Raw genomic sequence first — 18,327 nt, forward strand, 5'->3', positions numbered from 1 at the left:
TTATGCTCCACGCTTCCTTCCCACAGTCAGTTACCCTTCCGCAGTTGCGCTTCACTTCGCTCACTGTGGTCAGCTCGCGGCGGGACTTGCACCCACAGGAGTGCGCCCATGCTGGGCGCACCAACAAAAAAGCCGCACTAGGCGGCTTGATCATTCGAATCGGTGAAACTTGCAGCGCGCGGTTGCCGGCTATGGCAGACAACTCGCAAAATCTGGCGTCCCCAGGGGGATTCGAACCCCCGTACTCACCGTGAAAGGGTGATGTCCTAGGCCTCTAGACGATGGGGACCTGAATTCGTATTTCTGCGCGATTGGTGGAGGTAAGCGGGATCGAACCGCTGACCTCTTGCATGCCATGCAAGCGCTCTCCCAGCTGAGCTATACCCCCCCGGGCGCAGAAACTATTTACTACGTTTTACTACTCACTACTTTGACTACCACCAGCATCAGCTGGCGTCCCCAGGGGGATTCGAACCCCCGTACTCACCGTGAAAGGGTGATGTCCTAGGCCTCTAGACGATGGGGACCAGGAACTGCTCACTACGTAGACCCCATCATTTCCGCACTTATTGGTGGAGGTAAGCGGGATCGAACCGCTGACCTCTTGCATGCCATGCAAGCGCTCTCCCAGCTGAGCTATACCCCCTCTGGTGCAGAAATAATAAAAGCCGCCTGGGCGACTTTTGTTTTCACTACTTGTTGCTATCCAGCGCAAAGCCAAACATCAAACAATCAGTACAAACAACGTCAACTACAACAACTACTTTACAACTTGGCGTCCCCAGGGGGATTCGAACCCCCGTACTCACCGTGAAAGGGTGATGTCCTAGGCCTCTAGACGATGGGGACTGCGAACAACCAATACTACTTCTTCAACACGATCAGAACAGACTGCATCCTGATACTGGTGGAGGTAAGCGGGATCGAACCGCTGACCTCTTGCATGCCATGCAAGCGCTCTCCCAGCTGAGCTATACCCCCGTGTGCTGCAGAAGCAAGATTATAGCAGGGTTATCGTTTTGTGCAAATACCCTTCTGCAACCTTGCTGGCTTATCTCTTAATTCTCAAAAACAAATTCAGAGAAATTTGGCCAGGCGCGAGAGAATAACCTCCCGGCCAAAAATTTGCAAGACCGAATCGATCGCCGGTGTTTGCAATTGACCCGTCACGATCAAGCGCAGCGGCATGGCCATCTGCGGCATCTTCAAACCGTTCGCCGCCAGCACTTCCTTCATCATGGCCGACAAGGCTTCCTTGGTCCACTCCACCGTCTTGCAGCGTTCTGCAAATTGGGCCAGCGCCGGCTTCACGGCGTCCGTCAGGTGCTGGGCCAACAACGCCGCATCGGGCTTGGGCTCGCGGTAGAACAGCATGGCCGCATCGGCCAGCTCGTTGATGGTATTGACGCGCTCCTTCATCAGGCCCAGCACCACGGGCAGCGCGGGCGCGCCCTCGAAGTTGGCGCCGTCATCGATCATGTGCGGCATGGCCAGGTCGGCCAGGCGCTGGTTGTCAGCCTGCTTGATGTAGTGGTTATTCAGCCAGGCCAGCTTCTCGTTGTTGAACTGGGCGGCCGAGCGGGTCAGGTGGTCGAGGTTGAACCACTCGCAGAACTGCTCCATCGAGAACACTTCGTCGTCGCCGTGACTCCAGCCCAGGCGCGCCAGGTAGTTCAGCATCGCTTCGGGCAGATAGCCTTGCGCCGGGTAATCCATCACGCTGACCGCGCCGTGGCGCTTGGACAGCTTCTCGCCGTCCGCGCCCAGGATCATCGGCAGGTGACCATACAGCGGCAGCGGCGCGCCGATCGCGCGCAGGATGTTGATCTGGCGCGGCGTGTTGTTCACGTGGTCGTCGCCACGCAGCACGTGGGTGATGCCCATGTCCCAGTCATCGACCGCCACGCAGAAGTTATAGGTCGGCGTACCATCCGGGCGCGCGATCACCAGGTCATCCAGCTCCTTGTTGGAGATGGTGATGGTGCCCTTGACCACATCATCCCACGTCACGTCGCCATCGAGCGGATTCTTGAAGCGCACCACGGGCTTGCGGTCAGCCGGAATGGCCGGCAGGGTCTTGCCCGGCTCTGGACGCCAGGTGCCGTCGTAGCGCGGCTTCTCGCCGGCGGCGCGCATACGCTCGCGCATCGCTTCCACTTCTTCGGGCGAGGAATAGCACAGGTAAGCCGTGCCCTCTTTCAGCATCTGCGCCACCACTTCGCGGTAGCGGTCCATGCGCTGCATCTGGTAGAACGGACCTTCGTCGTGGTTCAGGCCCAGCCACTGCATGCCGTCGATGATGGCCTGCACGGCCGCTGGCGTGGAGCGTTCCAGGTCGGTGTCTTCAATGCGCAGCACGAAGGTGCCGCCGAAGTGGCGGGCGAAGGCCCAGGAATACAGCGCCGTGCGGGCGCCGCCCAGGTGAAGATAGCCGGTGGGGCTGGGAGCGAAACGGGTGCGGACTGGCTTGGCGGGTGCAATGGTCATCGAAGTAAGAAAGCTGGTGTGTAAAAGAAGCTATTTTACCGCGTTGCCGGGGGATCGCGAACATGGGCCGCATGGCGGCGCGCAGCACCGCCAAACCGGTGTCAGGTCTGTCATTCGGACAGTCGTCACGCATCTTTGAGATATATCAAGACCTGAGATATACCAAGATGCGCACTTCCGACTCTTAATGCGAAAACTATACGAAACCGCATAACACATTCGACGCGACACCTGTTGATCAAACTCAAAGGTGTTATCGCCGTGTCCAATTGACAGACCTGACACCGGTTCAGACGCCCGATGATTACTTGACCGTCACCTTGATGCTGTTGCTCAGCGCGGGACCATACGACTGGTGCGCGCCATTGGCAAATTGCAGCGTGAGCGTGTAGCTGCCAGGTGGCAGCTTCACTTCCGTCTCCGTCTGCCCCTTGCCAAAGTGGAGATGGGTGTCGTCGAATGGCACCGGCTCGCCGGCCTTGATGGCGTCCGCGTTGATCAGCAGGTGATGGTGCCCCGTATTGGCGCTCATGTCACCCGCCGGTTTCACTTCCATGCCATCCACGCCGAACTTGACCTTGAACGGGCTGCTGACGGTGGCGCCGTCAGCCGGCTCGACGATCTTGACCGATTGCGCGTCGGCTTGCGCACCAGCGGCCACGCCGGCCATCAGGGTTACCGCAGCCGCCACGCGGCACATCATGCTTGCTTTCATTGTGGGCATCTCCAGGTTAAACCACGGGGTCGAACAACGGCAGCATCAATCGTTCTTGATCACGATGCTGGGGAACTTGCTGGTCATGTCCTTGGCCTTCTCGGATACCTGCACCGCGATCTTGCGGGCGATATCCTTGTAGATGGCCGCCACCGGACCATCGGGCTCGGCCACCACGGTGGGCTTGCCGGAATCGGTCTGCTCGCGGATCGCCATGGTCAGCGGCAGCGCGCCGAGGAACTCCACGCCGAAATCCTTGCACATCTTGGCGCCGCCGCCGGAACCGAAAATCTCCTCCGCATGGCCGCAGTTGGAGCAGATATGGGTGCTCATGTTCTCCACGATGCCCAGGATGGGAATGCCCACCTTCTCGAACATGCGCAAGCCCTTGCGCGCGTCCAGCAGCGCGATGTCCTGCGGCGTGGTGACGATCACCGCGCCCGTCACCGGCACCTTCTGCGACAGCGTGAGCTGGATATCGCCCGTGCCCGGCGGCATGTCGACGATCAGGTAATCGAGGTCGCGCCAGTTGGTCTGCTCCAGCAGCTGCTGCAAGGCTTGGGTGACCATCGGGCCGCGCCACACCATCGGCTCGTCCGGATCGATCATGAAACCGATCGACGACACCTGCAGGCCGTAGTTCTCCAGCGGCTCCATGGTCTTGCCGTCGCGCGTCTCGGGCCGGCCGCTCACGCCCAGCATCATCGGTTGCGACGGGCCGTAGATGTCCGCATCGAGCACGCCGACGGACGCGCCTTCGGCCGCCAGCGCCAGCGCCAGGTTGACGGCGGTGGTCGACTTGCCCACCCCGCCCTTGCCGGAGGCGACGGCGATGATGTTCTTCACATTGGGCAGCAGCTTCAGGCCCCGTTGCACCGTGTGCGAGATGATCTTCGATTGCACGTTGACCGTCACGGCGCCCGCGCCGGGCAGCGCCCGCAGCGCGTCGGCCACGCTGGCGCGGATCGCGTCAAATTGCGATTTGGCCGGGTAGCCCAGTTCGATATCGACCGAAATGGCGCCGCCGTCCACCTTGACGTTCTTCACGGCCTTGCCGCTGACGAAGTCCTTCGTTGTATTCGGGTCAAGCACTTTTGATAATGCCGCTTTGACGTCTTCTGCAGTGATGCTCATGAAAATCTCCGTAAGTGATGCAGCAGTCTAGCGCAAAATAGCCAAAATTACAGGATTGCCCCTGCCCCGAAAGTGCGCATTCCGCACATCCGCTGTTAAAATGCTTTTTTTATCCACCCACAAAGTGCATCAACCATGACCCGCAAGCTGTTTGTCACCACTGCCCTGCCTTATGCCAACGCCGCCTTCCACATCGGTCACATGATGGAGTACATCCAGGCCGACATCTGGGTGCGCTTCCAGCGAATGCAGCGCGACGGCGACGGCCTGCGCGAGGTGCACTTTGTCGGCGCCGACGACACCCACGGCACCCCGATCATGATCGCGGCAGAAAAGGAAGGCATCACGCCACAGGAATTCGTGGCCAAGATCGCGGCCGGCCGCGCCCAGTACCTGGACGGCTTCCACATCGCCTTCGATAACTGGTACTCCACCGATTCGCCGGAAAACGTGGAACTGTCGCAAGGCATCTACCGCAAGCTGCGCGACACGGGCCTGATCGCGACCAAGGTGGTGGACCGCTTCTTCGACCCCGTCAAGGGCATGTTCCTGGCCGACCGCAACATCAAGGGCGAGTGCCCCAAGTGCGGCGCCAAGGACCAGTATGGCGACAACTGCGAAGTGTGCGGCGCGGCCTACCAGCCGACCGAACTGGTGAACCCGTTCTCCGTCTTCACCGGCTCCACGCCCATCCTCAAGCCGTCCGAACAGTATTTCTTCAAGCTGTCCGACCCGCGCTGCTTCCAGTTCCTGCGCGACTGGCTCAACACGCCGGGCCGCCTGCAGCCGGAAATGGTCAACAAGGTCAGCGAGTGGCTGGGCGAAGCCGGCGAGAAGCTGGCCGACTGGGACATCTCGCGCGACGCGCCCTACTTCGGCATCCCCATCCCTGACGCGCCGGGCAAGTTCTTCTACGTGTGGCTGGACGCGCCCGTGGGCTACCTGGCCAGCCTGAAGAACTACTGCGAGAAGAAGGGCATGGACTTCAACGCCCTGCTCAACGACCCGGCCACGGAACAGATCCACTTCATCGGCAAGGACATCGTCTCGTTCCACCTGCTGTTCTGGCCCGCCATGCTCAAGTTCGCCGATCACCCCGTGATCGACAAGCTGAAGGTGAACGTGCACGGCCACCTGACCGTCAACAACGAGAAAATGTCCAAGTCGCGCGGCACCGGCATCTCGCCGCTGCGCTACCTGAACCTGGGCATGAATCCGGAATGGCTGCGCTACTACATCGCCTTCAAGCTCAATTCGAAGGTGGAAGACCTGGACTTCACGGGCGAGGACTTCGTGGCCCGCGTGAACTCGGACCTGATCGGCAAATTCGTCAACATCGCCTCGCGCTGCGCCGGCTTCATCACCAAGAAGTTCGACGGCAAGCTGGCGGCCTCGCTGTCGGACAACGCGCAAGCGTGGATCAAGCGCGCCCTGGTCACCGAGGCCGGCGCCGAGCGCCAGGCCAGCATCGCCGCCCACTTCGAGGCGCGCGAATTCGGCAAGGCCCTGCGCGAAATCATGGAAGTGGCCGACATCACCAACCAGTACGTGGACGATAACAAGCCATGGGTACTGGCCAAGGATGAAGCCAAGCTGGCCGAGCTGCATGACGTGTGCACCACCGCCCTGATCCTGTTCCGCCAGCTGACCATCATGCTGTCGCCGGTACTGCCGGGCGTGGCCGCCAACGTGCGCAAGTTCCTCAATGATCAACAACTGGTGTGGGCCGACACGGAAGTGTCGACCGGCGCCGTGTGGAACACCATGCTGGGCCGCACCATCGGCGCCTACGACCACCTGATGAAGCGCGTCGAGCCGAAGATGATCGACGACCTGTTCGACGCTCCGGCGCAACTGGCCGCTGGCGTCGCCGCAGGCGTAAGCGCCGCCAAGCCGGAGAAGGCCGCCAAGGCCAAGGCCGCGCCGGCCGTCGCCGTCACCGAAACCGGCATCGAAGTGATCGCGCCGGAAATCTCGGTCGACGATTTCTTCAAGGTTGACCTGCGCATCGCCAGGATCGTCAACTGCGAACACGTGGAAGGCTCGGACAAGCTGCTGCGCCTGACGCTGGACGCCGGCGAAGGCCGCATGCGTAACGTCTTCTCCGGCATCAAGTCCATGTACCAGCCGGAAGACCTGATCGGCAAGCTGACCGTGCTGGTCGCCAACCTGGCGCCGCGCAAGATGAAGTTCGGCGTGTCCGAAGGCATGGTGATGGCCGCCTCGGCGGTCGACGAGAAGGCCCATCCCGGCATCTACATCCTCAACCCATGGCCGGGCGCCACGCCGGGCATGCGCATCAGCTAACGGACGAGAGCCAGGCAGCCGCATGAACATCCTGGTGCGCGAGGCGACGGCCGACGATGCAAGACTGATCGCCGAGCTCACGCGCGCCGCGTGGGCCGGCAAGGTCAGCGTCACCTCCAGCGGCCACCGCGAAACCGCCGTCCTCGTCACGCAGCACCTGCGCGACGGCGGCGGTTTTGTTTTGCTGGTCGATGATGTGCCGGTCGGCTCCGTGCGCTGGCTGCCGCTGGACGCGGAGCCGGACGTGTGGGAAGTGGCGCGCATGGGCGTGCTGCCCGGCCACCGGGGCCAGCACCTGTCGCAACACTTGCTGGAAGCGGTGATCCACCACGCGCTGGCGGCCGGCGTGGATGAGGTGCGGCTGGCCGTGCGCAGCGACCAGCCCAAGCTGATCGACTTCTACACGGCCTTCGAATTCGAGCTGGCCGAAGAGCTGGAATATTCGCACGCCAACCCGCTGGAACCGGCGCCTGTCGTCATGCGCCGCCTGCTGCGCCGCTAGAAGAAATTGGGGACGTAACACGGTTTTTCCGCATGGGAAAACCGTGTTACGTCCCCGATTTTGCTTGGGGGGATTACTTGCCGGAGCTCAGGCACTTCTTCATGAAGGCCTTGCGCTCGTCGCCTTTCATCGCGCCCGCGTCGGCATTGCAAGTCTTCATCTTGCTCTGCTGGGTCACCGGACCGGCGGGCGCGGCGGGCTTGTTGCTCAGGCATTCCTTCATGAACGCCTTGCGCTCATCGCCTTTTTTGCCGGCAGCGTCGGCGTTGCAAGTGGCCATCTTGGTCTGCTGGGCCGTCTTGGGTGCGGACGCGGCTTCAGGCGCGGCAGCGAAGGCGGCGGTCGACACCAGGGCGGCGAAACATACGGCGATCATCTTTTTCATAAAAATTTCCTTTTTTCTTGAATTGAATTAACTTCACACTGCACCCGCCACACGGCGCACGGGGCGCCACGTGGTCATCCCAACCATCTGCCCGCCAGCATGCTCAAGCCTTGGGACAGCAAGCCGCCTTCCGGCAACTGGCCGCCCGGACTCAGCTGGTCGATCAGCTGCGGCAGCAACTGCGCCAGGCCATTGGCCGCATGCTCCGGTTCCACCCCGGCCTGCTGCGCCACCTGCGCCAGGTGGCCCGCGCCGAGCGCCTCGGCCAGCTGGCTGGCGGACACGGGCAGATTGGCTCCCGTCCCTATCCACGACGCCACGTGCTCGCCCAGGCCGCTGGCCTTGAGCTGCTCCAGCAGCGCGGGCACGCCGCCCGCGTTATCGATCATGGTCATCACGCCAGCGATCAGCGTGCCCTGCGGCGCCCCATCCTGGCCTGGTCCACCGGCCGCCGCCGCGACCTGTCCCACCAGCTGATCCAGCAATCCCATCATGTTCTCCTGAAAAAGCGTTGCGCGAAAAGTGAGCGATATGTCGCCATGTCAATCTTGCGGCATATGAACATGTTACTGTAAATGGCTGAGCTGGCAATACCGATTTTCTACCGTGCCGGCCCCGTGCGCCACGGGCAGGTGAATTGCGCTAGATTGGCCATATCGCGCATGCCGGCCGTTTGAGGAGAAAAACGATGTCCCTGACGTTGTACTATCACCCGCTGGCATCGTACTGCCACAAGGTGTTGATCGCGCTGTACGAGAATGGCACGCCGTTCGAGAAGCGTCTGATCGACCTGGGCAAGGAGGATGACCGCGCGGCGCTGGCGGCCGTCTGGCCGCCGGTACGCTTTCCCGTGCTGCGCGATCACGCGCGCGGGCGCGACGTTCCCGAGTCCACCATCATCATCGAATACCTGGACCACCACTATCGCGGCCACCGCCCCCTGATCCCCGCCGACTGGAACGACGCGCTCGACGTGCGGCTGTGGGAGCGCTTCTTCGACGGCTATGTGCAAGACCCCATGCAGCGCATCGTGGCTGACCGCCTGTACAACACCAAGGCCGACATGGCATCCCAGCGCGCCATGCTGACCACGGCCTATGGCATGCTCGAACAACAACTGGGCGAACGCAACTGGGTGGCGGGCTCAGGCTTCAGCATGGCCGACTGCGCGGCGGCCCCGGCCCTGTTCTATGCCAGCACGCTGGTGCCGATACCGGCCGGCCACCACCACTTGCACGCCTATTTCACGCGCCTCATGGACCGGCCATCCGCACGCCGCGTGCTGGAGGAAGCCAAGCCCTATTTCCAGTTCTATCCATTCGAGGAAGCGATACCGCAACGTTTTCGCTGACGTCCTAGCGGCGCGACGAGACGACGATACCGCCCACAATCAGCGCGAACGCGGCCACGTGATAGCCATGCGGCGCCTCGCCAAGAAATGCGGACGACATCAGCGCCGCGAACAAGGGCGTGAGATTGACAAAGAAGGCGCCAATGGCCGGTCCCGCCTCGCGCACGCCCTCGCCCCAGCAGCGGAACGCGATCACGGCCGGACACACGGCCACGTACAGCAAGGCCGCCGCCAGCGTCCAGCTCCATTGCACGGGCGCGCTGCCCAGCGCCCATTCGCCGGCCGCGAACGCGCCCGACCAGACGGCGCCAAACGCCACCTGCGCCAGCAGGAAGCTGGCCCAGTTGGCGCGCAAGTCGGCCGGCTCGAGCGCGCGCGTGAGCAGCCAGCTGTACAGCGACCAGGCGATGCTGGCCAGGATCATGAACAAATCGCCCGCCACCAGCCGCAGCGCCAGCAAGTGCTGCCACTGGCCGCGCGCCAGCACCAGCAGCACGCCGGCGATCGACAGCACGGCCCCCGCCATCTGTCGCCGCGTGACGCGGGCGCCAAACCACAGCCAGCCCGTCAGCATCATCCATACCGGCATGCCCGATGCCACCAGCGTCACGTTGATCGGGGTGGACGTTTGCAGCGCCAGGTATTGCAGCGCGTTGTACATGCCAATGCCCAGCAGGCCCAGCATGGCGAAGCGGCGCCAGTGTGGCCACAGGCTGCTGCCGCGGCGGAAGATGGGGCCGGCCAGCGGCAACAGGATGACGAAGGCGATCAGCCAGCGCAGGAAATTGAGCAGGATGGGCGGCACCATCTCATGCACCAGGCGCCCGACGATGGCGTTACCGGCCCACAGCAAGGGCGGAATGGTCAACAGCAAGGCGGTCCGGGGCGTGAGGCGATGGGTCATGCGGCGTTTCCAATAAGATCAAACATGCAAGCTTTAGCCCTTGAGCATACCCGATCCCGCCCGATTCCGCCGCGATGCGCCCGAAAATGACCTGTACCGGCGCCGCCACAATGGCCGCGCAGGCATCGTCCAGCCCAGCAATTAAAGGTAAAATAAAGTTCAACCTTTTATAACATTGCCAGTGTGACCGGCGCCTCGCCTTGCTCCGGACACAGCGCCACCGCCCGCCGGACTGAAAGGAACTGCCATGCGTCCCACCCTGTCCGCCCTGGCGGCTGCCTTCTCGCTCTGCCTGCCTGCATGGTGCATGGCGCAGCAAACCGGGGTCCGGGTCTACGGCATCCTGGATGTTTTTGCCGGCAATACCAACACCAGCGGCGGCGTGGCCGCCAGGGCCATCAACAATGGCGGCATGACCACGTCCTACTACGGCATCGGTGGCAGCGAGGAACTTGGACAGGGCGTCAAGACCGTGTTCGCGCTGGAAGGCGTGGTGCGGCTCGATACGGGCGAATCGGGCCGCTTCCCCAATGACCCGCTGTTTTCCCGCGCCGCCTACGTGGGCCTGAACGGCGACTTTGGCACCATCAAGCTGGGCCGGGTACCCAATCCCCTGTTCCAGGCCTCGGCCGCCGTCAATCCCTACGCCTACTCGACGCGCTTCTCGCCCCTGATGACGCAGCTGTGGAGCGCGCCTTACGGGGTCGCCGTCACGGGCGACACGGGCTGGAGCAACGCCCTGCACTACACCTCGCCCACCCTCGGTGGCGTCACGCTCGTGGGCCAGTACGCGCCGGGCGAAAACCCGGCCACGTCCAGCCACAACGCGGCCGCCGTGCTGCGCTACGAGGCCGGGCCGCTGCTGCTGGTGGCCGGCGGCCAGCGCGTCGAAGCCGGGCTGGGCATTACCACGGCCGCGCCACGCCAGGATACCTGGCTGCTGGGCGTGTCCTATGACCTGCGCGCCGTCAAGCTGTACGGCAGCTACGACCGCAACCGGACCGACCTCACGGGCCGCCGCACGCGCACGGCGCAACTGGGCCTGCAAGTGCCGTCCGGCTCGGGCCGCTACCTGCTGGCCTGGGCCCGCTCGCGCGAGGATGGCTTGAACCGCCCCGAATTCCGGCGCGACACGGCCACCGCCGGCTACGACTACAGCCTGTCCGTGCGCACCGACGTCTACGCCGTGTTCGTGTACGACAAGCTGAGCACGGCCAGCGATGGCAACACGACGGCGCTGGGCATACGCCACAAATTCTAGGCGCCGCAACCTAAACTTGCCCGGCAGCAGCGATAGAATTACCGCCCCCGGCGCCGGGCGCGGTAAAATACGCGCTGCTGACTCACCCAACTAGCCATTATGAAACTCACTAAACAACATCAGTTGTACGAATCCGACCATACCCTGTTCATCAAGGCCCTGAAAGCCAAGCACCCCGAGATCGAAAAAGGCCAGCAGGAAGGCCGCGCCCGCCTGTGGGACAAGGCCCCCCTGTCGCTGGACGAGCAGCAACGCCAGCTCGCCTCGGCCGTCAAGCAACAGGCTTACGTCTACCAGAACAAAGTCTAAGCACGCCAGGCGGGCAAGATGTTGCCAGAGGAAACGGCGAGCGCCGGCGCGCTGACGCCGGGCGGAGACGCTGCGCTCGCCGTGGCCGAACCGCTGGCCGAGGCGCTGGCCGCAGCCCAGGCGGCAGCCAGCGACGCGGCGACGGACACGGCCACCATGCTGGCCCAGGCGGCCGCGCCCGCCGATAGCGCCGGCGCATCGCGCACCGATGGCGCCCCGGCCGAGGGCGCCGCCTTGGCACGCCTGTACGGCGAACCGCTGCTGCGCCTGCCGACCGACCTCTACATCCCGCCCGATGCGCTGGAAATCTTCCTGGAAGCGTTCGAAGGTCCGCTCGACCTGCTGCTGTACCTGATCCGCAAGCAGAACTTCAACATCCTCGACATCCCGATGGCGCAGGTCACCCTGCAATACCTGAAGTATGTCGAGCAGATCCGCCTGTCCAACCTGGAGCTGGCGGCCGAATACCTGCTGATGGCGGCCATGCTGATCGAAATTAAATCGCGCATGCTGCTGCCGCAGAAAAAGGCCGAGCACGAGGACGAAGCCGGCGACCCGCGCGCCGAGCTGGTGCGCCGCCTGCTCGAATACGAACAGATCAAGCTGGCCGCCTACGACCTGAACACGATCCCCCAGGTGGGCCGCGACTTCGTGCGCACCCAGATCTTCATCGAGCAAAGCCTGGTGCCGACCTGGCCCGACGTGGCCGCCGTGGACCTGCAGCAAGTGTGGCTCGACGTCCTCAAGCGCGCCAAGCTGACCCAGCACCACAAGATCAGCCGCGAGGAACTGTCCGTGCGCGAGCACATGACGGCCATCCTGCGCAAGCTGCAAAGCGCGCGCTTCGTGGAATTTGCCGACCTGTTCGACATCGCCGGCGGCGCGCCCGTGGTGGTGGTCAACTTTGTCGCCCTGCTGGAACTGGCCAAGGAAACCCTGATCGAAATCACCCAGGCCGAACCGTTCGCACCGATCTACGTGCGCCTGGCCTACTCGCCCGCCTGACGGCCGCCCACTGAATTCTTTTTACGCCCATCGCACCCTAGCCATGAAAATCATCTCCTCCATCGAAGAATTGCGCGACCAACTGAGCGGCCAGCTGCGCACCGCGTTCGTGCCCACCATGGGCAATCTGCACGAAGGCCATTTGTCGCTGATGCGGCTGGCGCGCAAGCACGGCGACCCCGTGGTGGCCTCCATCTTCGTCAACCGGCTGCAGTTCGGCCCCAACGAAGACTTCGAAAAATACCCGCGCACCTTCCAGGCCGACGTGGAAAAGCTGGAAAAGGAAGGCGTGTACGTGCTGTTCGCGCCGACGGAAAAAGACCTGTACCCGGAACCGCAGGAATTCCGCATCCGCCCGCCGGACGACCTGGGCAACACGCTGGAAGGTGAATTCCGCCCTGGCTTCTTCGGTGGCGTGACGACGGTGGTGATGAAGCTGTTCTCCTGCGTGCAGCCGCGCGTGGCCGTGTTCGGCAAGAAGGATTACCAGCAGCTCATGATCGTGCGCAACATGGCGCGCCAGTTCGCGCTGCCGACGGAAATCATCGCGGCCGAGACCTACCGCGCCGACGACGGCCTGGCGCTGTCCTCGCGCAATATGTACCTGTCGGAAGCGGAGCGGGCCGAAGCGCCGGCCCTGTTCCAGAGCCTGAACTTCGTGGCCAACGAAATGCGCGCCGGCCACCTGGACATCTTCCAGCTCGAGCACAAGGCGATGGAAGACCTGGCCAAGCGCGGCTGGAAACCGGACTACATTTCGATCCGCAAGCGTATCGACCTGCAACCGCCGAGCGCCGGCGACCTGGCCCAAGGCACGCCGCTGGTGGTGCTGGCCGCGGCCAAGCTGGGCGGCACCCGCCTGATCGACAACCTGGAAATTTAACCCCAAGAAAAATCGGGGACGTAACACGGTTTTGCCTGCCGGTAAAATCCGGGACGTCCCCCGATGCCCGATCGCGCCCTGTGCCAGGGCTATGTCAACACCAGCATCGCGATCCCATGCTAGCCTCCAGCAATATAACTAGCGGAGCTCGCCATGCCTCGCCATGCACGTATCATCCTCGCCAACGTGCCGATCCATCTGGTTCAGCGCGGACATAATCGCCAGGCGTGCTTCTTTGCCGATGCCGATTATCAGACCTACCAACATTTGCTGCGCGATCACACTGCGGCATCGGACTGCGCCCTCCATGCCTATGCATTGATGGGCAACCATGTGCATCTGCTGCTGTCCTCGGCCACGCCCGCCGGGCCAGCCACCTTGATGAAGGCCGTGAATCAACGCTATGTCCGCTACATCAACAAGAAGTACCAACGCACCGGCACGCTGTGGCAAGGCCGCTTTCACTCTTCCCTGACGGAAGAACCAGCGTATTTCTTCGCCTGCCATCGCTATATCGAACTGAACCCTGTGCGGGCGGGCGTGGTGGCCCATCCCGCCCACTACCGCTGGTCCAGCTACCGCGCCAATGCCGAGGGGGCATCGAACCCGCTGCTGCAAGCCCATCCGTTGTACGATGCCTTGGGCGACAGCCCGGACCAACGCCAGCGGACCTACCGGGAATTGTTTGCGCACGAGCTGCAGGCTGACGTGCTGGCGCAGATACGGCAAGCCAGCAACGGCAATTACGCGCTGGGCACGGCGCGCTACACGACGCAGTTGCGGCAAGCCTTGGGGCCTATGGTGATGCCAGGCAAGAGCGGCCGGCCAGCCAACTCAACGCCGCGATGACGTGATTTTCATACCGGGCAGCAAAACCGTGTTACGTCCCCGATTTTTCCAGGCGGGAAAACCGTGTTACGTCCCCGATTTTGCTGCGGCTTAGCTGGCGAGGTTCTGGGCCCAGCACAGGGCCGACAGGTGGGCCTTGTTTACGTCCAGCGGCGTCAGGTTGAGCGACGCGGCCAGCGAGGCCACCAGCGCGGAATTGAGTTCGCACGCTTCGGCCAGCGCCAGGTAGGGGCCGTATTTGCCGCCGCGCGTGAGCAGCGCGGCCACCACGTCGTCCGACAACTGGATCGCTTCCAGCACTTCCTGCATCGGGATGCCCAGCAAGCGGTCCAGCAGCGAGAACATGCCGGCCACGAAGATGTTTTCCGCTTCGCTCTTGCCCAGCGCGGCCTGGCCCAGCAGTTCGGCCAGGCGCCCCCGCACCACGGCCGTTTCCAGCAGCACCGGCGAATAGCCGCTGGTGCTGGCCGTGGCCAGCAGCAGCGTGAGCCAGCGGTACAGCGGCGTGTAGCCCAGCAGGGCCAGCGCCTGGCGCAGCGACTGTACTTCGCGCCCGGCGCCAAAGCCGGCCGAGTTGATGAAACGCAGCAGCTTGTAGGACAGCGTGGCGTCGCGCTTGAGCACGGCTTCGATCTGCTGGATGTCCGCTTCCTGCTTGACCATCTGCATCAGCTGCATGATGATGGTCTGGGCCGGGTTCATGCCCTTGGTGTCCGCGCCGGGACGGGGCGTCAGGTGCAGCTTGCCGACGAAGGCGTCCAGCCCCAGCGCGGCGCAGGCGTCGAAATCGGCCCAGGTGGTCACGGGACGGCCCACCATGCGCACCGTCGATTGCTTGAGCAGCGCATAGCTGCGCGCTTGCGACGCCACGTCGGCGCCCGAGAACCGCACTTCCACGTAGGAGGCGATGGTGGGCAGCCGGTTGCCGATGCGCGCCAGGTCGGCCTCGCGCAGCAGGATGCCGACGCCGCCGGCACGCAGCGCCTGCACCGCTTGCAGCGTGGAGGGATTGGCCAGCTCGCTGGTCTTGATCGACAGCACCGTGTGCTCGGGCGGCATGTTGTACAAGGCGTCGGTCGACAACATGGCCGGCACGGCTTGCAGGAACAGGGTCTTGTCGCGCAGCAGCCAGGTGCCGTCGTCACCATTGACCTGGCTGGCCACGAAGCCGACCAGCTCCTCCAGGTCCTGCGCCGTGAACGGTTCCAGCGACGACTGTTGCCACGTCAGCTCATACCCGACCACGCGCTGCTTGGGGTCGAGCAAGGGTTCGCGGACTAGAAAATTGGTTTGATGCATGGTGATGTTCCAGGAAGGCCCAACGCAGGCCACTGGCCGCCGGCCGCGACCGGCAACCCGCCTTAAAAGCCGAGACTGTCGAGCAGGTCGTCGACCTGGCTCTGGTCGGCCACCACACCTTCGCCGGCCGGGTCGATCTGCGGTCCGTTCAGCAGGCTGTTTTCATGCTCCTTGCGCAGTTGGTCCGGGGCGAAGTCGATCAGCATCTGAACCAGCTGCTGCTCCAGGTTCTGCGCGATCGAGGTGACCTTCTTGATCACCTGGCCGGTCAGGTCCTGGAAATCCTGGGCCATCATGATGTCCATCAGGTGGGCCTTGGTGGAGCCCGTGGCGGCGCCGGTGGCGCCCAGCGTGGCGACCGTCTGTTCGGCCAACGCCCGCCACTGCGCTTCGCTGGCGCCGCTGGCCAGCAACTGCTGCCAGGAGGCGCCCAGCTGGCGGGCGCCCGCCGCGATCTCATCTTGCAGGGGGCTGGCCGCGTCGGTGGCGTTCAATACCTTTTGCGCCGCGTCTTCGCTCAGGCGCGCCACGTAGTCGAGGCGGTCGCGGGCATCGGGAATATCCGAGGCCGCCTTTTCGATCAGCTTGTCCAGGCCCAGCCCACGCAGGCTTTCATGCAGCGCACGGGTCATGTGACCGATGCGCGACAGGAACTCCTCGCCCGGCTCCGCCATGTGCTGCAAGACGGCGCCGCTGTGATGCTCACCCATGTTGTCAGGCCCCGAGTTTCTCGAAGATCTTGTTGAGCTTTTCGTCCAGCGTGGCGGCCGTGAACGGCTTGACCACATAACCATTGGCGCCGGCCTGGGCCGCCGCAATGATGTTTTCCTTCTTCGCTTCGGCAGTCACCATCAGCACCGGCAGCTTGGCCAGCGCGGGATCGGCACGGATGTTTTGCAGCATGGTCAGGCCGTCCATGTTCGGCATGTTCCAGTCCGACACCACGAAGTCGAACTGTTCGGCGCGCAACTTGGCCAGCGCCATCACGCCGTCCTCAGCCTCGTCGACGTTGGCATAACCCAGTTCTTTCAACAGATTCCGGACGATGCGGCGCATCGTCGAAAAATCGTCTACGACTAAAAATTTCATCTTTGGATCAGCCATGAATTACTCCGTTGATTCTCTTACGCGGTTGTTAATAGTGACTACAATTGCCAGCAAGTTGTAGGATAGCATTTTCGTTGCTTGAAGGCGAACAAAGTCGCAGTAAAACGTCATCCTTGGACGGATTACACGCGCAAGGCGCGCATGCCGTGGGTCGCCAGGTAACCGAGCACCATGCCGGGCAGTGCCTGCAGCGCGCCCACCTCGTGCGCGGCGCCGATGGCGATGGCTTCGCGCGGCATGCCGAACACCACGCAACTGGCTTCATCCTGCGCAAAATTATACGCGCCGGCCGTTTTCATCTCCAGCATGCCGGCCGCCCCGTCCTTGCCCATGCCCGTCAGGATCACGCCCACGGCGTTCTTGCCGGCGCACTGGGCGGCCGAGCGGAACAGCACGTCCACGGATGGACGGTGGCGGTTCACCGGCTCGCTCTGCTCGATCTTGGTCATGTAGTTGGCGCCGCTGCGGGTCAGCAGCAAATGCGAGTGGCCCGGCGCGATGTAGGCGTGGCCGGGCAGCACGCGTTCGTTGCCGGCGGCCTCCTGCACCGAGATCTTGCACAGCGAATCGAGGCGCTTGGCGAACGAGCGCGTGAAGCCTTCGGGCATGTGCTGGGTGATCAGGATGCCGGGACAGTCCGACGGCATCTGCATCAAGAATTCGCGGATCGCTTCCGTGCCGCCGGTGGAGGCACCGATGATGATCAGCTTTTCCGACGACATCAGCGGATTGCGCAACTGGGGCAGCTGCGCATGGCCGTCCGCCCCCGGCTGGGGCAAGGTGCGGGCCCGCACGCGCGCCTTGGAGGCGGCCCGGATCTTGTCCGTGATCAGCTCCGTGTATTCGCGCATGCCGGCCTGGATGGAAATCTTGGGCTTGGTGACGAAATCGACCGCGCCCAGTTCCAGCGCGCGCATGGTGATCTCGGAACCGCGCTCGGTCAGCGACGACACCATCACCACCGGCATGGGCCGCAGGCGCATCAGCTTTTCCAGGAAATCGAGGCCGTCCATTTTCGGCATTTCCACGTCCAGGGTGAGGACGTCGGGATTGGTCTGCTTGATCAACTCGCGGGCCACCAGGGGGTCGGGGGCCACGCCTACCACTTCCATGTCGGGCTGGCTGTTGATAATTTCCGTCATGACGCTGCGGATCAGCGCGGAGTCATCGACGATCAGGACTTTGATCTTCATACACATCTTTCCGGGCGTAGCGCCCTCTTCTTATCAGAACAGATCGATCTCGCCGGCCACCGGCGCCACCTTGAGGCGGCTGGCGTACTCGATCTCGCGCCGCGCCAGCGTATCGTTATGGGTCTGCATCAGCTTCTTGACCAGTACCTTGCCGGTGCGGGGGAAGAAATACACCTTGCGCGGGTGGATATCGTTGAGGTCTTCGGCCACCACGCGGATGCGCTCGACCTTGAGGTAATTGAGCACGAAGGCGGCGTTGCGCTCGCCCACGTTGATGGCCGTGAAACCCTTGAGCACGGCGCCGCCGCCGAACACTTTCGCTTCCAGGTTCTCGCGCCGGGCGCCCGCCTTGAGCAGGTCGTTGATCAGCACTTCCATCGCATAGGTGCCGTAACGGGCCGAGGCCGACACGGGGCTGCCGTCGCCGCCGCCGTCGGGCAGCATGAAGTGGTTCATGCCGCCCAGCCCCGTGGTGCGGTCGCGGATGCAGGCCGACACGCACGAGCCCAGCACCGTCACGATCAACATGTCCTTGTTGGTGTAGTAGTACTCACCGGGCAGGATCTTGGCGGCGTCGCAGTCGAACGTCCGGTCGTAATAGACGTTCGTGGCAAATTGTTCGAGGTCCATGTTCTA

19 protein-coding genes and 6 tRNA genes are annotated in these 18,327 nt (G+C 63.3%); 8 read left to right on the forward strand and 17 right to left on the reverse strand.

The window, feature by feature from the left end:
* Positions 1 to 213: 213 nt before the first annotated feature.
* The 9 genes from H3H36_RS22165 to apbC all read right to left on the reverse strand — a co-directional run bounded on the left by H3H36_RS22165 (position 214) and on the right by apbC (position 4,336).
* A tRNA-Glu gene (locus H3H36_RS22165) sits at positions 214 to 289 on the reverse strand.
* 23 nt (positions 290 to 312) lie between these two features.
* Positions 313 to 388, reverse strand: a tRNA-Ala gene (locus H3H36_RS22170).
* Between the two features lie 63 nt (positions 389 to 451).
* Positions 452 to 527: transfer RNA gene (locus tag H3H36_RS22175), tRNA-Glu, on the reverse strand.
* 43 nt (positions 528 to 570) lie between these two features.
* Positions 571 to 646, reverse strand: a tRNA-Ala gene (locus tag H3H36_RS22180).
* Between the two features lie 127 nt (positions 647 to 773).
* Positions 774 to 849 (reverse strand) — tRNA-Glu (locus H3H36_RS22185).
* A 56-nt stretch (positions 850 to 905) separates the two neighbouring features.
* Positions 906 to 981: transfer RNA gene (locus H3H36_RS22190), tRNA-Ala, on the reverse strand.
* 96 nt (positions 982 to 1,077) lie between these two features.
* Positions 1,078 to 2,487 carry a glutamate--tRNA ligase gene (gene gltX / locus H3H36_RS22195; RefSeq protein WP_182220251.1) on the reverse strand — a complete coding sequence of 470 codons (1,410 nt, stop codon included), beginning with the start codon at positions 2,485 to 2,487 and terminating at the stop codon, positions 1,078 to 1,080.
* A gap of 304 nt (positions 2,488 to 2,791) precedes the next feature.
* Entirely contained in the window at positions 2,792 to 3,202 is a 411-nt protein-coding gene (locus tag H3H36_RS22200) for a DUF4399 domain-containing protein (protein ID WP_229220047.1), read from the reverse strand.
* A gap of 45 nt (positions 3,203 to 3,247) precedes the next feature.
* Positions 3,248 to 4,336, reverse strand: a complete 1,089-nt coding sequence (apbC, locus tag H3H36_RS22205; protein ID WP_182220252.1) for an iron-sulfur cluster carrier protein ApbC — start codon at positions 4,334 to 4,336, stop codon at positions 3,248 to 3,250.
* 135 nt (positions 4,337 to 4,471) lie between these two features.
* Here apbC and metG point away from each other — a divergent pair, with 135 nt between their 5' ends.
* Both metG and H3H36_RS22215 read left to right on the forward strand, forming a co-directional pair.
* Positions 4,472 to 6,643 carry a methionine--tRNA ligase gene (gene metG / locus H3H36_RS22210; RefSeq protein WP_182220253.1) on the forward strand — a complete coding sequence of 724 codons (2,172 nt, stop codon included), beginning with the start codon at positions 4,472 to 4,474 and terminating at the stop codon, positions 6,641 to 6,643.
* A gap of 22 nt (positions 6,644 to 6,665) precedes the next feature.
* Complete coding sequence (locus tag H3H36_RS22215) at positions 6,666 to 7,145, forward strand: GNAT family N-acetyltransferase (RefSeq protein ID WP_182220254.1); 480 nt, start codon at positions 6,666 to 6,668, stop codon at positions 7,143 to 7,145.
* A gap of 73 nt (positions 7,146 to 7,218) precedes the next feature.
* On the opposite strand, the gene H3H36_RS22220 is transcribed toward H3H36_RS22215, so the two are convergent.
* Positions 7,219 to 7,530 carry a PsiF family protein gene (locus tag H3H36_RS22220; protein ID WP_182220255.1) on the reverse strand — a complete coding sequence of 104 codons (312 nt, stop codon included), beginning with the start codon at positions 7,528 to 7,530 and terminating at the stop codon, positions 7,219 to 7,221.
* A gap of 74 nt (positions 7,531 to 7,604) precedes the next feature.
* Positions 7,605 to 8,024 carry a YidB family protein gene (locus H3H36_RS22225; protein ID WP_229220048.1) on the reverse strand — a complete coding sequence of 140 codons (420 nt, stop codon included), beginning with the start codon at positions 8,022 to 8,024 and terminating at the stop codon, positions 7,605 to 7,607.
* 194 nt (positions 8,025 to 8,218) lie between these two features.
* Between H3H36_RS22225 and H3H36_RS22230 the strand changes: the two genes are divergently transcribed.
* The gene (locus tag H3H36_RS22230) at positions 8,219 to 8,881 is read left to right on the forward strand and encodes a glutathione S-transferase family protein (protein WP_182220256.1); all 663 of its coding nucleotides are present in this window, start codon (positions 8,219 to 8,221) and stop codon (positions 8,879 to 8,881) included.
* Between the two features lie 4 nt (positions 8,882 to 8,885).
* Here the strand turns inward: H3H36_RS22230 and H3H36_RS22235 are convergent, their stop codons facing one another.
* Positions 8,886 to 9,785, reverse strand: coding sequence for a DMT family transporter (locus H3H36_RS22235; RefSeq protein ID WP_182220257.1), 900 nt, complete (start codon positions 9,783 to 9,785; stop codon positions 8,886 to 8,888).
* Between the two features lie 247 nt (positions 9,786 to 10,032).
* Here H3H36_RS22235 and H3H36_RS22240 point away from each other — a divergent pair, with 247 nt between their 5' ends.
* From H3H36_RS22240 to H3H36_RS22260, 5 genes are all read left to right on the forward strand, one after another.
* Positions 10,033 to 11,046 carry a porin gene (locus tag H3H36_RS22240; RefSeq protein ID WP_182220258.1) on the forward strand — a complete coding sequence of 338 codons (1,014 nt, stop codon included), beginning with the start codon at positions 10,033 to 10,035 and terminating at the stop codon, positions 11,044 to 11,046.
* Between the two features lie 99 nt (positions 11,047 to 11,145).
* A complete protein-coding gene (locus tag H3H36_RS22245) occupies positions 11,146 to 11,355 on the forward strand; it encodes a DUF3460 family protein (RefSeq protein WP_182220259.1) in 210 nt (69 codons plus the stop codon).
* Between the two features lie 156 nt (positions 11,356 to 11,511).
* Entirely contained in the window at positions 11,512 to 12,360 is an 849-nt protein-coding gene (locus H3H36_RS22250) for a segregation and condensation protein A (protein ID WP_182220315.1), read from the forward strand.
* A 43-nt stretch (positions 12,361 to 12,403) separates the two neighbouring features.
* Positions 12,404 to 13,243, forward strand: a complete 840-nt coding sequence (panC, locus tag H3H36_RS22255; protein ID WP_182220260.1) for a pantoate--beta-alanine ligase — start codon at positions 12,404 to 12,406, stop codon at positions 13,241 to 13,243.
* Positions 13,244 to 13,396: 153 nt separating this feature from the next.
* Entirely contained in the window at positions 13,397 to 14,092 is a 696-nt protein-coding gene (locus H3H36_RS22260; RefSeq protein WP_182220261.1) for a transposase, read from the forward strand.
* Between the two features lie 90 nt (positions 14,093 to 14,182).
* On the opposite strand, the gene H3H36_RS22265 is transcribed toward H3H36_RS22260, so the two are convergent.
* From H3H36_RS22265 to cheD, 5 genes are all read right to left on the reverse strand, one after another.
* The gene (locus H3H36_RS22265) at positions 14,183 to 15,391 is read right to left on the reverse strand and encodes an EAL and HDOD domain-containing protein (protein ID WP_182220262.1); all 1,209 of its coding nucleotides are present in this window, start codon (positions 15,389 to 15,391) and stop codon (positions 14,183 to 14,185) included.
* Between the two features lie 62 nt (positions 15,392 to 15,453).
* Positions 15,454 to 16,101, reverse strand: coding sequence for a protein phosphatase CheZ (gene cheZ, locus H3H36_RS22270; protein WP_182220263.1), 648 nt, complete (start codon positions 16,099 to 16,101; stop codon positions 15,454 to 15,456).
* Between the two features lie 4 nt (positions 16,102 to 16,105).
* Complete coding sequence (gene cheY / locus H3H36_RS22275; protein WP_028104141.1) at positions 16,106 to 16,495, reverse strand: chemotaxis response regulator CheY; 390 nt, start codon at positions 16,493 to 16,495, stop codon at positions 16,106 to 16,108.
* 125 nt (positions 16,496 to 16,620) lie between these two features.
* Positions 16,621 to 17,691: a protein-glutamate methylesterase/protein-glutamine glutaminase gene (locus H3H36_RS22280; protein ID WP_182220264.1), complete on the reverse strand. Its 1,071-nt coding sequence runs from the start codon at positions 17,689 to 17,691 to the stop codon at positions 16,621 to 16,623.
* Positions 17,692 to 17,724: 33 nt separating this feature from the next.
* On the reverse strand, positions 17,725 to 18,321 hold the full coding sequence (gene cheD, locus H3H36_RS22285; RefSeq protein WP_182220265.1) for a chemoreceptor glutamine deamidase CheD: 597 nt from the start codon (positions 18,319 to 18,321) through the stop codon (positions 17,725 to 17,727).
* Positions 18,322 to 18,327 lie beyond the last annotated feature (6 nt).

Origin of the sequence: Rugamonas fusca, from assembly GCF_014042365.1 — a bacterium.
GTDB classification, from domain to species: Bacteria; Pseudomonadota; Gammaproteobacteria; order Burkholderiales; family Burkholderiaceae_D; genus Rugamonas; species Rugamonas fusca.

Bases quoted from the DNA above. Each gene is read 5' to 3' on its own strand.
- gltX (WP_182220251.1), bottom strand. From the start codon at position 2,487: ATGACCATTGCACCCGCCAAGCCAGTCCGCACCCGTTTCGCTCCCAGC.
- H3H36_RS22200 (WP_229220047.1), bottom strand. From the start codon at position 3,202: ATGAAAGCAAGCATGATGTGCCGCGTGGCGGCTGCGGTAACCCTGATG.
- apbC (WP_182220252.1), bottom strand. From the start codon at position 4,336: ATGAGCATCACTGCAGAAGACGTCAAAGCGGCATTATCAAAAGTGCTT.
- metG (WP_182220253.1), top strand. From the start codon at position 4,472: ATGACCCGCAAGCTGTTTGTCACCACTGCCCTGCCTTATGCCAACGCC.
- H3H36_RS22215 (WP_182220254.1), top strand. From the start codon at position 6,666: ATGAACATCCTGGTGCGCGAGGCGACGGCCGACGATGCAAGACTGATC.
- H3H36_RS22220 (WP_182220255.1), bottom strand. From the start codon at position 7,530: ATGAAAAAGATGATCGCCGTATGTTTCGCCGCCCTGGTGTCGACCGCC.
- H3H36_RS22225 (WP_229220048.1), bottom strand. From the start codon at position 8,024: ATGATGGGATTGCTGGATCAGCTGGTGGGACAGGTCGCGGCGGCGGCC.
- H3H36_RS22230 (WP_182220256.1), top strand. From the start codon at position 8,219: ATGTCCCTGACGTTGTACTATCACCCGCTGGCATCGTACTGCCACAAG.
- H3H36_RS22235 (WP_182220257.1), bottom strand. From the start codon at position 9,785: ATGACCCATCGCCTCACGCCCCGGACCGCCTTGCTGTTGACCATTCCG.
- H3H36_RS22240 (WP_182220258.1), top strand. From the start codon at position 10,033: ATGCGTCCCACCCTGTCCGCCCTGGCGGCTGCCTTCTCGCTCTGCCTG.
- H3H36_RS22245 (WP_182220259.1), top strand. From the start codon at position 11,146: ATGAAACTCACTAAACAACATCAGTTGTACGAATCCGACCATACCCTG.
- H3H36_RS22250 (WP_182220315.1), top strand. From the start codon at position 11,512: ATGCTGGCCCAGGCGGCCGCGCCCGCCGATAGCGCCGGCGCATCGCGC.
- panC (WP_182220260.1), top strand. From the start codon at position 12,404: ATGAAAATCATCTCCTCCATCGAAGAATTGCGCGACCAACTGAGCGGC.
- H3H36_RS22260 (WP_182220261.1), top strand. From the start codon at position 13,397: ATGCCTCGCCATGCACGTATCATCCTCGCCAACGTGCCGATCCATCTG.
- H3H36_RS22265 (WP_182220262.1), bottom strand. From the start codon at position 15,391: ATGCATCAAACCAATTTTCTAGTCCGCGAACCCTTGCTCGACCCCAAG.
- cheZ (WP_182220263.1), bottom strand. From the start codon at position 16,101: ATGGGTGAGCATCACAGCGGCGCCGTCTTGCAGCACATGGCGGAGCCG.
- cheY (WP_028104141.1), bottom strand. From the start codon at position 16,495: ATGGCTGATCCAAAGATGAAATTTTTAGTCGTAGACGATTTTTCGACG.
- H3H36_RS22280 (WP_182220264.1), bottom strand. From the start codon at position 17,691: ATGAAGATCAAAGTCCTGATCGTCGATGACTCCGCGCTGATCCGCAGC.
- cheD (WP_182220265.1), bottom strand. From the start codon at position 18,321: ATGGACCTCGAACAATTTGCCACGAACGTCTATTACGACCGGACGTTC.